Genomic DNA, 11,285 nt, shown 5'->3' on the forward strand with positions numbered 1-11,285 from the left:
TCGGCCCGCACCGCACCGCCGCGGCGGGCGCGCCGTGCTGAGCGCGGACCGCGGCGGCGGGGTGCGCCTGACCGTGCGCGGGGACCTCGAGGAGACCCGGGCGCTGCTGGCCGAGTTCTTCACCGCCCAGGGCTGGCGCGTCCACGAAACCACGCCCGCGCGCCTGGACGTGGAGACCGGGAGCCTGCGTCGCACGGTGCTGCTCGGCGCCCTCGCCGGGAGCCGCTTCCACCTCCGGGCCCGGCTCGAGCTGGCCGAGGTCCCGGGCGGGACGCGGATCCGTCATCTCTGGGGTGCGACCGTCGGCCGCGCACTGGGCGGTGTCGCCGGATGGACGCGGGCGAGCAGGCGCCATGCCGAGACGGCCGAGCTGCTCACCGCGCAGCTGCGCGAGCGGGGCATCCTGCTCGAGGCCGCGCCCGACCGCTGAGCGGGGGCGACCGGCCGCTGGTCGCCAGCACGTCGACGGCCCCTCCTCCCCGCGCTCACGGCGCGGAGGGGAGGGGCCGTCGTGTGCGGGATGCTCCCTCAGGCGTTGAGCGCCTTCATCATCCCGGGGAGATCCTCGGTGAGGGACGCCGTCCAGAGCTCGGGGGTGTGGGTGGCGCCGTCGACGACCTCGAACTCGTGCTCGACCCCGGCGCGGTCCAGCTCCCGGCTGAAGTCCGTCTGGGTGGCCATGACGGCGCTCTCCTGGAGGTCGGCGCCGAACGAGAGGGCCTTGTCCTTGATGCGCTGGGCGATGTCCGGGTACTTGTCGAAGCCGTCCAGCCACCAGCCGTCGCCGGTGCGGAGGAAGAGTCGCTTGCCCTTGTACCTGCCGATGTTCGCGAGCGGGTTGTAGCCCTTGGCGACCTCCGGGTACAGCGCATGGCCCCAGGTCGCGCCCATCGGGTTGGCAGTGCCGAGGTACTTCAGCGCGTCCGCAGCCGGTCCGCCCCAGATCACGGCGTTCACCAGGGAGCCTGCGGGAGTCAGTCCGCAGTCCGCGGGCCCGGAGTAGGAGCTGACGGAGCGGAAGTGGCCGTAGTAGCGCTGACCGAGGGCGAGAGCGCCCCAGCCGCCCATCGACAGTCCGGCGATCGCCATCCGCGCCGAGTCGGTGCGGAAGTTCTCGTGCACGAAGGGGAGGACCTGCGTCATGAGGAACGATTCCCAGTTCGCCGTGCGGCCGGGGAGCGGGAAGTTCGCGTTGGAGTAGAAGGAGCCGGCGCCGCCATCGGGCATGACGACGATGACCTCGTGCTTCTCAGTCTCCTCGATGACATTGCCCCAGCTGGTCCAGTCCAGGAACATCCCGTTGCCGCCGTGCAGGAGCAGCAGCACGGGGTAGCGCTTGTCAGGGTTCTCGGCGTAGCTGGGCGGCACGGTCACGCGGACAGACGGCGGGAAGGTCCTCACCTGCCCGCCGGTGTCGAAGCGGAAGTCCACCGAGCGGATGTCGTCGTGGATCCACGGGCTGCCGTCGATCATGCTCAGGCCGGCGGCGTTCCTGAATCCGCCGAGGCCGGCGGCGCTCGCGCTGCCGGCGCCGAGGGCGACGAGAGGGGCGAGGGCAGCTGCGCCGAGGAGGAGGGCGCGGCGCGACGGCGGGACGATGCTGCGAGGTGACAAGGGCGTGACCTCCGAAGAGTCCGGGATGGGCGTGTGTCCACGACCACACGATCACGGAACGATCGCGGCTCGCAAGGAGAGAGGGCCGCCGCGGCGCGTCCAGGTGCCCGACGGTCGTCCGTCAGGCCTGGTGGGGCGGGCAGGGCGTCGATGGTCGACCGGCCGGTCGTCGGCAGGGCGCAGGGCAGGCTCCCTCGCCGTTGAAGGAGCCTGACGTCGACCATAGGCAGTTACTCGTGAGGAATGGGTCACAGGCGGGTCACGGTTGCGTCAGGAGCCCGTTCCGGCCCGAAACGGCTTCGCGGCGGGTCCGCCGAGGTGACGGGGGCCGTGCGCCCCTACGATGGACCGGGTCGCCCGAGGAGGGGCGGCCCGCGAATCACCAGCGACAGGACGAGGGAAGTCATGACACTGCGCATCGCCGTCTTCGGCGAGAACCGGCACGAGAAGGTCGACCCGAAGGTCCAGGAGATCTATCCCGAGGGCATGCACGCCGTGATCGCGGAGGCCCTGCGGACCCTCCTCGCGGCCGACGGCGTCGAGGCCGAGGTGCGCATCGCCCTCCTCGACGACATCGAGGAGTCCCTCTCCGAGGAGGCGCTCGCCGAGACCGACGTGCTCACCTGGTGGGGCCACATGGCGCACGAGGACGTGCCCGAGGAGATCGCCGAGCGCGTGGTGCGCCGCGTCCACGAGGGCATGGGGCTGATCCCGCTGCACTCCGCCCACTACTCCAAGCCCTTCAAGAAGCTCATGGGCACCACCTGCAACCTGCTGTGGCGCAACGAGGGCGAGGAGGAGCGGGTCTGGACCGTCAACGGCTCCCACCCGATCGCCCGCGGCGTCCCGCATCCGATCGTCGTCCCCGAGCAGGAGATGTACGGGGAGATGTTCGACATCCCCGCCCCCGACGAGCTCGTCTTCGTCTCCTCCTTCGCCGGCGGCGAGGTGTTCCGCTCCGGCGCCGTGTTCCGCCGCGGCAAGGGCAAGGTCTTCTACTTCAGCCCCGGCGACCAGGAGTACCCCGTCTACCGCCAGGCGGAGATCCAGCGCGTCCTCGCCAACGCCGTGGTCTGGGCCCGGCCCGAGGAGCGCGAGGCCGCGCCGGTGAAGATCGCCAACGCCCCGCGCGACTGGTTCCGCGGGGACGACGCGGACGGAGCCGCGCGTGTCATCTGAGACCAGGACGCTCACCGACACCTCCGCCGCCCCGACGCCGTCGGCCTCCCTGACCGGCTTCCCCCGCCTGTCCGCGGAGCGTCCCGCGCGGGTGGTCGTCGTCGGCGCCGGATCGATGGGCAGCTGGTGGGCCCGCGAGATCGTCGCCAGCGAGGTCGCGGAGCTCGTCGGCGTCGCCGACCTGGTCGAGGGCGCGCCGCAGCGCGTGATCGACCAGTCCGGCGCGGCCGACCCGGCGGCGGTCGCCGTCGGCGCCGACGGGGTCGAGCTCGCCCTCGAGCTCGGCGCTGACCTGATCGTGAACCCGACCGTGCCGGTCGCCCATCATCCCGTCACCGTGAAGGCGCTGCACGCGGGGATCCCGGTGCTCGGCGAGAAGCCCGTCACCGAGACGCTGCCCGAGGCGATCAGCCTGCTCGCGCACGCCGAGCTCACCGGCGTGCCGTTCATGGTCTCCCAGTCCCGACGCTTCTTCCGCCAGGTGCGCCAGCTGCGCAGCTTCGTCGCCGCCCACGGGCCGACGGTGATGACCAGCGCCTTCTTCTCCCTGTTCACGGAGATGGAGGGATTCCGTCGCACCCAGGACCACCCGCTGCTGCGCGACATGGGCATCCACGCCTTCGACACCGCGCGCTACATCCTGGACGCGGACCCGGTCGCGGTCACCGCTCGCGGGACGCGCCCCGAGTGGAGCGTCTACCACCACGATGCGACCGTCAGCGCGACCTTCGAGATGTCCGACGGGTCCCTGTTCGCCTACCACGGCACCTGGAACGCCCGCGGCCTGCCGACCTGGTGGAACAGCGAATGGCGGATCGGTGCCCAGCACGGCTCCGCCACCTGGGACGGCACCGGCGCCCCGGTCGTCGGCACCGAGGACGAGGAGGAGACCGCGCGCCTGCAGGCCGCGATCGACGCCGAGACCGCGCCCGAGCCCGACCAGATCGCCGCCTCGCTGGTCGAGTGCGTCTCCGCGCTGCGCGAGGGCCGCACCCCGATGTGCGAGATCCACGAGAACGTGCTCAGCTTCGCCATGGTCGAGGCGGCCGTCGCCGCCGTCGAGCGCGGGGAGCGGGTCGAGATCGACGAGCTGCTCGAGCAGGCGCGCGTCGAGGCGATCGCCGCGGAGGCCGACGAGCAGGCCCGCGAGATCATGCGCTCCTGGAGCAGCGTGCGCGAGGCGCTCGTCGCCGGCTCCTGAGCCGAGCCGCCGCGCCCCGAGGGATCACCGGGGCACGGCGGGTTCCAGCTGCACCAGCGCGCTCGAGGTGTGGGACCGCCTCGTGCAGACGCCCCCGGACGGATGCTGTGAGCGGCTCCGTGTCCGCGACGGTGAGGGCGGGGTCCACGACGATCGTGAGCTCGGCATCCAGTCGGTGCCCGATCCAGCGGGCCCGCAGCTCGTGCACGCCGAGCACACCGGGACCCTCTGCGGCCGTCCGGAGACGCTGAACGGTCTCCGGCTCGACGCCGTCCATCAGTCGACGGACCACCGTCTGCATCGAGCTGATCAGCACCAGGACCACCATCCCGGCGATCAGCAGGCCGATCAGCGGGTCGACCCACTCCAGGCCCGCCCACGCGCCGATCACGCCCACGACGACGGCGAGCGAGGTCATCGCGTCGGTACGGGCGTGCTGGCCCTCGGCGATCAGCGCGGCCGAGCCGATGCGCCGGCCCGCCCGGATCCGGTAGCGCGCGACGAGCTCGTTGCCGGCGGCGCCGATCAGTGCGGCGGTGAGCACCCAGCCCAGGTGGCTGAGGTCGCGGGCTTCGGTCAGTGCGCGCACCGACTCCCCGACGATCAGCGCCGCCGAGAGCGCGATCACGGCGCCGATCAGCAGGCCGACGAGGTCCTCGGCGCGGCGGAAGCCATGGGTGAAGCGGCGGGTGGGGGAGCGGCGGCCCAGGCGGAACGCGATGATCAGCGGGATCGTCGTGGCGAGGTGGCCGAGGTTGTGGAGGGTGTCCGCGAGCAGCGCGACCGATCCCGACAGCGCCACGATCACGATCTGCAGCAGCGCGGTCGCCCCCATCCCCGCCAGGCTCACCCAGGCGGCGCGCAGCCCGATGGCGCTGGACTCCTCGGCCGTGCGGATCGCCTCGCCGTGGTCGTGGCTGTGCGGGGTGAGGGCGTGGCGCAGCCGGGCGAGGATCCCGGAGCCGTGGTCGTGGTGGCCGTGGTCGTGGTGGTTGCCGTCGTGGTCGTGGTGGTGGACGTGCTCGGGGTGAGTGCGGGGAGGCGTGGTCAAGAGTGCAAACTATCTGCGCAAGCATGCAGATAGCAAGGTCTGCGTAGAGTGTCCGCATGCATCCCGCGCCCGTGCACCCCGTTCCCGATGACGAGCACGCGCACATCGCGGCGACCACCTTCCGGATGCTCGCCGATCCCACGCGCGTGAAGATCCTCTGGGCGCTGTTCCAGGCGGAGTCGAGCGTCAATGCGCTGGCCGAGGCGGTCGGCGCGACGCCCGCGGCGGTCAGCCAGCATCTCGCGAAGCTGCGCCTGGCGGGCTTCGTCGAGAGCCGCAAGGAGGGCACCTTCGCCTACTACCGCGCCTCGGACGCCCATGTGCGCAGCCTGCTGCAGGAGACCCTCTCCCACGCCGAGCACGTCACCGGGGTCGCGGGACCCGGCCCCCATGAGCACGGGGCGGGGCGGGGCGATTAGACCTCCGCGGGGCGCACGCCCCGGCCCGGCCGGACGACGCGCGGGGCATGCGAAAGGCCCCTCATCGCGATGTTCTCGCTGATGAGGGGCCTTTCCTTCTGCGCGCCCGGAGGGATTCGAACCCCCAACCTTCTGATCCGTAGTCAGATGCTCTATCCGTTAAGCTACGGGCGCTCGCCAGCCGCGCTGACCTGGACTACTCTAGCGGTCCCTCGCGGCCGGCGCCAATCGACGAGCCATGACCCTGCTCACAGGAGCGGGGCCATGGGCCGCGGCGGTCACCAGCCCGACTGCTGAGGAGGCTGCGGGGAGCCGGGCCCCTGCGGCCCGCCGGGGTTCTGGCCGCTGTCGGGATGAGCCCACGGAGGCTGCTGCTGGCCCTGCGGAGAGCCCTGGCCGCCCTGCTGCGGGGCGCCCCACTGCTGATCGCTCTGCGGGGCCGCGGGCGGGGAGCTCTGCCCCCACTGCTGACCGGACTGGGGAGCGGGCGGAGGAGAGGGCTGGCCCCACTGCTGGCCGCTCTGACCGCCCTGAGGTGCGGGCGGCGGTGAGTTCTGCCCCCACTGCGCGCTCGGCGGAGCGGCCGGGGACGCTCCGGACGCGGCGCCGACGGACGCGCCGGCACCGTAGCCGCCGGGCACGCCCGAGGAGGCGCCGGCCTTGTTCTTCCGCGAGCGGACCACGAAGAAGACGGCCACGGCGGCGGCGAGCAGGAGGAGGAAGCCGATCACGACGACGGCGATGATCACGATGACCCAGGGGAAGCTGTTCGCCTCGGCGCGGATGTCGATCCCGTTCGCGATCTCGGCCGCGTCCGTGAAGACGACGGTGCTGCCGTCGATCTGGCCGCCGGAGGACTCGATGATCTCGCCGGGGAAGATGAAGGTCATCGAGAACTCGAAGCCGTAGTCCGCCAGGGTCGGGTCGGCGAGGTCGCCCAGCCCGGCCTGCGCCGGATCGAGGGTGAAGTGGTACTCGCCGTCCTCCTCGACGAGGTCCAGCCCGTTGCCGAACTCCTCGTTGTCGACCACGCCGGTGATCTTGCAGCCGTACATGCCGTCGGCCTCGTACGGCTCGACGGTCGGGGCGATCTCGCCGGCGACGCCCGAACCCTCGCCCTCCATCTCGGCGCACATCTCCTCGGCAGAGGAGTACTCGGACCCGATGAGGGAGGTGTCCAGACCGATGTCCATCGTCACGTCGATGGTCTCGGCGTCCTTGATGTCGAAGGTCGCGTCGAACTTCCCGCAGCCCGCGAGGACCATCATGAAGGGAACGAGGAGGAGCGCGAGGAGTCTGCGCCGTCTGGAGATGCTGGTCATGGGTCCCCCCGTCGGGTCGCGCACCGAGGTGCGTGGCGCCACCGGGTGTGACGCGCTTCCCGTTCAGCGTACCTGCGCAGGAGGGAGCGCGCGGTGGGGAGAACTCCCCATCGCGCGCGGTACGGTCGCACGGCTCCGATCGATCGGAGCCGGGGCGACCGGCTGCTTCCAGAGCAACCGGCTACTTCCAGAACATGAGCATGCCGCCGCCGACCATCAGCACGCCGAAGCCGACGGCGAGGTTCCAGTCGCCGATCGGCAGAGGCAGCTGCCCGGCGGTGATGTAGTAGGTGACCAGGTAGGCGAGGCCCAGGATCAGGAAGACCACGGCGGCGGGGGCGAGCCACTGCGGGTTCTGCCCGGCGGCCGCGACACGGCGTCCGGTGGTGCGGGAGGTCTCGGCCGCGGCGGCCCGGCGCACCGAGGTGGTGCGCGTGGAGTCCTTCGCCTTCTCGGGCACCTCGCCGCCGGCGGGCCTGCCGGTCTCGGCCTCGCTCTTCTTCTTCCCGGACGTGCCCTTCCTCGCGCCGCGGCCGGCGGGGTCCTTGCCGGCGGCGCCCTTTCGGCGCACCGGTTCCTTCGCGGAGCCCCCGGCGGGCTTCGGGTCCTCGGCCTCCGCGGTCGCGCCCTCCGCGTCGGCCGTCGCGTCCTCGAGGTCCGTCGCGGCGTCCTCGGCCTCCGCGGTCAGGTCCTCGGGCTCCGGCGTCACGTCCTTCGGGTCCGTGCTCGCGGCCTTCGCGCTCGACGTCGCCCGGGCGGACGACTTCTTCCTGCTCCTGGCCATGGAACGATGCTCCCTCGACGCGGCCGTCGCGCGGCCGTGCCGCGCGGATCCGCGGGTGCGGACCGTGGCCTAGGGTAATGGGCGTCCGGGACGCGCGCGAAGCGAGGAGTGACGATGGAAGCACAGGGCACCCCGTCCGGGCGCCGGCGCGGCGGTGCCCGGGGGCGCGTCGGCGTCGCCCTGGTGATGGTGCTGTGCGGCGTGCTCTTCGCGACCACCTCCCGCCTCGCCGCCGGCGGCTCGATCCGCGACGAGAGCAGCGACGTCGCCGGCGTCCTCGCCGATCGCGGCCGCACCATCGAGGAGCTCACCGAGGACAACGCCGACAAGCGCGCCGAGATCGAGGAGCTGCGCGGCCAGGGCGCGGGCGCGGCGACCGCCGAGCGCACCGCCGTGGTCGAGGACGCCGTCGGTCTCAGCGAGGTCTCCGGTCCGGGACTGCGGATCACCCTGACCGATGCGCCCTCGAGCGCGCTCGGCGCGATCCCGGGCACCGAGCCCGACGACCTCGTCGTCCACCAGCAGGACCTCGAGTCCTTCATCAACGCGCTGTGGGCCGGCGGCGCGGAGGCGATGATGCTGCAGGACCAGCGCGTGGTCAACGGCAGCGCCTTCCGCTGCGCCGGCAACACCCTGCTGCTCGAGGGCCGCGTCTACTCCCCGCCCTTCGTCATCACCGTGATCGGCCCCGTCGAGGAGATGACCGAGTCGCTCGACTCCTCCCAGAACGTGCAGCTCTACCGCGAATGGGTCGACCACGTCGGCCTCGGCGAGGAGGTCGAGACGCTCCAGGACACCACCCTGCCCGCCTATGTCGGTCCCCTCGCCGTCGACGCCGCGGTGAGCCGGTGAGCAGGGGCCGCACCGACCGGGGGCGAGGAGTCGCACGATCCCACCGCGGCCGCCCCCGCGGGCCGGGTGTGCTCGGGGTCCTCGGCGAGCTGCTGCTGACCGCCGGGGTGCTGCTGGGCCTGTTCCTGGTGTGGCAGCTGTGGTGGACCGATGTGATGGCCGACCGCGAGCAGGCCGGGATCCTCGACGGGCTCGAGCAGGAATGGGGCGCCGTGGACGAGGAGCGGATCGCCCCGCGCCAGGACGGACCGCCGCCCGTCCCCACCACGCCCGAGGACACCATGGTCTTCGGCACGATGCACGTGCCCGCCTTCGACCGCGACCGCTTCCCGCTCGCCGAGGGCGTGGACCTCGAGCAGGTCCTCAACGTCAAGGGAGCCGGCCACTACCCGGAGACCGCGCTGCCCGGCCAGGTCGGGAACTTCTCCGTCGCCGGGCACCGCAACACCTACGGCCGCGTCCTCGAGGACATCGCCGCGCTCGAGAGCGGCGATGCGATCGTGGTGGAGACCGACGAGGCGTTCTACGTCTACGAGGTCACCGAGTCGCTCGTGGTGATGCCGGAGGACGCCTGGGTGATCGCCCCGACGCCCGGCGAGAGCGGGGTGGAGCCCACCGAGCGGATGCTCACCCTGACCGCCTGCCATCCGATGTACTCCGCGCGGGAGCGCTACATCGTCCACGCCGAGTTCTCGTACTGGACGGACCGGGCCGACGGGATCCCCGAGGCGCTCGCGACCGCGCCCGACCCCGCCGAGGAGGGCTGATGTACGCCTGGCTGTTCCGTCACCTGCCCGGACCGCTCTGGGCGCGGATCCTGCTGACCGTGCTGGTGCTCACCGCGATCATCGCGGCCCTGTTCGGCTGGGTGTTCCCCGCGATCGCGCCGCACATGCCCTTCGACGACGGAGTCGTGGGGGCGGCCGCCGCCGGCTCCTGAACGGCGGGCTCAGCCCGCGGTCATCAGGGGCTTCAGCCCCTCCGAGCGCTCGAGGGCGTCACGGCCGTCGCACAGCTCGAGGAAGCGCGCGAGCATCAGGTGCCCGTTCTCCGTGAGCACCGACTCGGGATGGAACTGCACCCCGTGCAGGGGCAGCTCCCGATGGACCAGGCCCATCACCATCCCGTCGGCGGTGCGGGCGGTGACCTCGAGCTCCGCCGGGATCGTCTCCGGCACCACGGTGAGGGAGTGGTATCGGGTCGCGGTCATGGGGGAGGGGGCACCCGCGAAGACGCTCCTGCCCTCGTGCGTGAGCTCACTGGTGCGGCCGTGCATCAGCTGCGGGGCATGGTCCACGCGCGCCCCGAAGAACTGGCCCAGCGCCTGGTGCCCGAGGCAGACCCCGAGCATCGGCACCCGCTGATCGGCGCAGCGGCCGATCACGTCCAGGGAGCGACCGGCGGTGGACGGGTTGCCGGGGCCGGGGGAGACCAGCACCCCGTCGAACCCGGTGAGGTCGACGGCGCCCGTCTCGTCGGCGGGCACCTCGTCGTTGCGGACCACCGTCGTCTCCGCACCCATCTGCTGGAGGTAGCCGACGATCGTGTAGACGAAGCTGTCGTAGTTGTCGATCACGAGGATCCGTGCCGCGGACTGCTCAGCCATCGCCGTTCCCGTTCCCGTTCCCGTTCCCGTTCCCGTTGCCGTTCCCGTTGCCGTTGCCGTTCCCGTTGCCGGCGCCCGCGCCGCGTCCGTTGCTGCCGTCGCCCTGCGCGGCGTCGTCGGCCTCGTCCTCCGGCGGGTCCGTGGTCGGCGAGGGGCTGTCGCTCGGCTCCTCGGTCGGGCTCGGCTCCTCGGTCGCGGTCGGCTCCTCGGTCGAGGTGGGCGTCGGAGTCGGCTCCGGGCCCTTGGAGACCACGATCGTGATCGTGGTGCCGCGGTCCACCTGCTCGTTCGCCGCGGGGTCGGTGCGGATGACCTGTCCCTCCGGCACCGAGTCCGAGAACTCCGAGGTCGGGGTGGTGCCGGTGAAGCCGGCATCCGACAGGGTCTTCTGCGCGTTCTCGAGGGTCTGCCCGGCGACGTTCGGGACCGCCACGGGACCCGGCGCAGCCGCGATCACGAGGTCGACCGTCGAGCCGTAGCGGGCCGGGCTGCCGCCGGCCGAGGGCGTCTGCGAGAGCACGGTGCCGGGATCCTCGCCCGCCTCCTCGCGCTCCGCGGGGTCCGGGACCTCGAAGCCGCGGGCCTCGAGAGTCTCCCTGGCCTTGTCGATGTGGACGCCCTCGACGTTCGGGACCTCGACATTGCCGGAGGCGAAGCGCACCTCGACCGCGGAGCCCCGGTCCACGGACTGTCCGCCCTGCGGGGACGTGCTCGCCACCGTCCCCGCCTCCTGCGGAACGTCCTCCGCCTCACCCTCGGTCATGGTGAGTCCGACGGCCTCGAGCGCGTCCTGGGCCTCCTCGCGGCTCATGCCCTGCAGGTCCTCGGGCACCGTCACCGCGTCGGGGCCGCCGGAGACCGTGACCGTGATGGGGCTGCCCACCTCGACCTCCTGGCCGGCGGGCGGGTCCGTCTCCATGACCTCGCCCTTGTCGACGTCCTGGGAGGGGGTCGGCTCGAAGGTGGGGTCGAGCCCGGCCTCGGTGAGCGCGCTGCGCGCCTGATCCTCCGTCTGCCCCACCACGTTCGGGACCGCGACCGTCTCCGGCCCCCGGTCCCACGGCCGGAAGTAGGCCAGCGCCGCGGCGATCAGTCCCAGGGCCACGAGGGTCACCAGGATGATCAGCCACCACGGCCGCTTGCGCTTCTCCTCCGGCTCCACCTCGTCCCCCGAGCGCAGGGCGAGGGGCCCGGTCGCGGGGGAGGGCGCGGAGCCGGTGCGCCAGTCCTGGGGCCGCATCGCGGCGGCGCCCGCCG

At 72.5% G+C, this 11,285-nt stretch carries 13 protein-coding genes and 1 tRNA gene; 7 read left to right on the forward strand and 7 right to left on the reverse strand.

Features of this window, described 5'->3' with window-relative positions:
• Positions 1–430, forward strand: a 430-nt coding sequence (locus HMPREF3159_RS07350; RefSeq protein WP_371441699.1) for a hypothetical protein, incomplete at its 5' end; no start/stop codon positions are given.
• A 98-nt stretch (positions 431–528) separates the two neighbouring features.
• Here the strand turns inward: HMPREF3159_RS07350 and HMPREF3159_RS07355 are convergent.
• Positions 529–1,614 carry an alpha/beta hydrolase gene (locus HMPREF3159_RS07355; RefSeq protein ID WP_070500441.1) on the reverse strand — a complete coding sequence of 362 codons (1,086 nt, stop codon included), beginning with the start codon at positions 1,612–1,614 and terminating at the stop codon, positions 529–531.
• A gap of 405 nt (positions 1,615–2,019) precedes the next feature.
• On the opposite strand from HMPREF3159_RS07355, the gene HMPREF3159_RS07360 reads away from it, so the two are divergent.
• Positions 2,020–2,793, forward strand: a complete 774-nt coding sequence (locus HMPREF3159_RS07360) for a ThuA domain-containing protein (RefSeq protein ID WP_070500442.1) — start codon at positions 2,020–2,022, stop codon at positions 2,791–2,793.
• Positions 2,783–3,994 carry a Gfo/Idh/MocA family protein gene (locus HMPREF3159_RS07365; protein ID WP_070500444.1) on the forward strand — a complete coding sequence of 404 codons (1,212 nt, stop codon included), beginning with the start codon at positions 2,783–2,785 and terminating at the stop codon, positions 3,992–3,994. Before HMPREF3159_RS07360 ends, HMPREF3159_RS07365 begins: the two co-directional genes overlap by 11 nt.
• Here the strand turns inward: HMPREF3159_RS07365 and HMPREF3159_RS07370 are convergent.
• The gene (locus tag HMPREF3159_RS07370; RefSeq protein ID WP_070500446.1) at positions 3,945–5,045 is read right to left on the reverse strand and encodes a cation diffusion facilitator family transporter; all 1,101 of its coding nucleotides are present in this window, start codon (positions 5,043–5,045) and stop codon (positions 3,945–3,947) included. The two genes, HMPREF3159_RS07365 and HMPREF3159_RS07370, sit on opposite strands and share 50 nt — an antisense overlap.
• Before the next feature lie 56 nt (positions 5,046–5,101).
• On the opposite strand from HMPREF3159_RS07370, the gene HMPREF3159_RS07375 reads away from it, so the two are divergent.
• On the forward strand, positions 5,102–5,464 hold the full coding sequence (locus tag HMPREF3159_RS07375) for an ArsR/SmtB family transcription factor (protein ID WP_070500448.1): 363 nt from the start codon (positions 5,102–5,104) through the stop codon (positions 5,462–5,464).
• A 101-nt stretch (positions 5,465–5,565) separates the two neighbouring features.
• Here HMPREF3159_RS07375 and HMPREF3159_RS07380 read toward each other — a convergent pair.
• The 3 genes from HMPREF3159_RS07380 to HMPREF3159_RS07390 form a co-directional block, all read right to left on the reverse strand.
• Positions 5,566–5,638 (reverse strand) — tRNA-Arg (locus tag HMPREF3159_RS07380).
• A 104-nt stretch (positions 5,639–5,742) separates the two neighbouring features.
• On the reverse strand, positions 5,743–6,786 hold the full coding sequence (locus tag HMPREF3159_RS07385) for an LppM family (lipo)protein (RefSeq protein WP_070500449.1): 1,044 nt from the start codon (positions 6,784–6,786) through the stop codon (positions 5,743–5,745).
• 181 nt (positions 6,787–6,967) lie between these two features.
• The gene (locus tag HMPREF3159_RS07390) at positions 6,968–7,570 is read right to left on the reverse strand and encodes a cell division protein CrgA (RefSeq protein WP_246821542.1); all 603 of its coding nucleotides are present in this window, start codon (positions 7,568–7,570) and stop codon (positions 6,968–6,970) included.
• 114 nt (positions 7,571–7,684) lie between these two features.
• Here HMPREF3159_RS07390 and HMPREF3159_RS07395 point away from each other — a divergent pair, with 114 nt between their 5' ends.
• From HMPREF3159_RS07395 to HMPREF3159_RS17045, 3 genes are all read left to right on the forward strand, one after another.
• The gene (locus HMPREF3159_RS07395; RefSeq protein WP_070500451.1) at positions 7,685–8,422 is read left to right on the forward strand and encodes a DUF881 domain-containing protein; all 738 of its coding nucleotides are present in this window, start codon (positions 7,685–7,687) and stop codon (positions 8,420–8,422) included.
• Positions 8,423–8,490: 68 nt separating this feature from the next.
• Positions 8,491–9,189: a class E sortase gene (locus tag HMPREF3159_RS07400; RefSeq protein ID WP_070500452.1), complete on the forward strand. Its 699-nt coding sequence runs from the start codon at positions 8,491–8,493 to the stop codon at positions 9,187–9,189.
• On the forward strand, positions 9,189–9,362 hold the full coding sequence (locus HMPREF3159_RS17045; RefSeq protein WP_141748122.1) for a hypothetical protein: 174 nt from the start codon (positions 9,189–9,191) through the stop codon (positions 9,360–9,362). Before HMPREF3159_RS07400 ends, HMPREF3159_RS17045 begins: the two co-directional genes overlap by 1 nt.
• Positions 9,363–9,371: 9 nt before the next feature.
• On the opposite strand, the gene HMPREF3159_RS07405 is transcribed toward HMPREF3159_RS17045, so the two are convergent.
• Both HMPREF3159_RS07405 and HMPREF3159_RS07410 read right to left on the reverse strand, forming a co-directional pair.
• Positions 9,372–10,028 carry an anthranilate synthase component II gene (locus HMPREF3159_RS07405; protein WP_070500453.1) on the reverse strand — a complete coding sequence of 219 codons (657 nt, stop codon included), beginning with the start codon at positions 10,026–10,028 and terminating at the stop codon, positions 9,372–9,374.
• Positions 10,021–11,285, reverse strand: a 1,265-nt coding sequence (locus HMPREF3159_RS07410) for a Stk1 family PASTA domain-containing Ser/Thr kinase (RefSeq protein ID WP_141748123.1), incomplete at its 5' end; no start/stop codon positions are given. The genes HMPREF3159_RS07410 and HMPREF3159_RS07405, both read right to left, overlap by 8 nt.

It is taken from the genome of Brachybacterium sp. HMSC06H03 (assembly GCF_001807385.1).
In the GTDB taxonomy this organism is placed as follows: Bacteria; Actinomycetota; Actinomycetes; order Actinomycetales; family Dermabacteraceae; genus Brachybacterium; species Brachybacterium conglomeratum.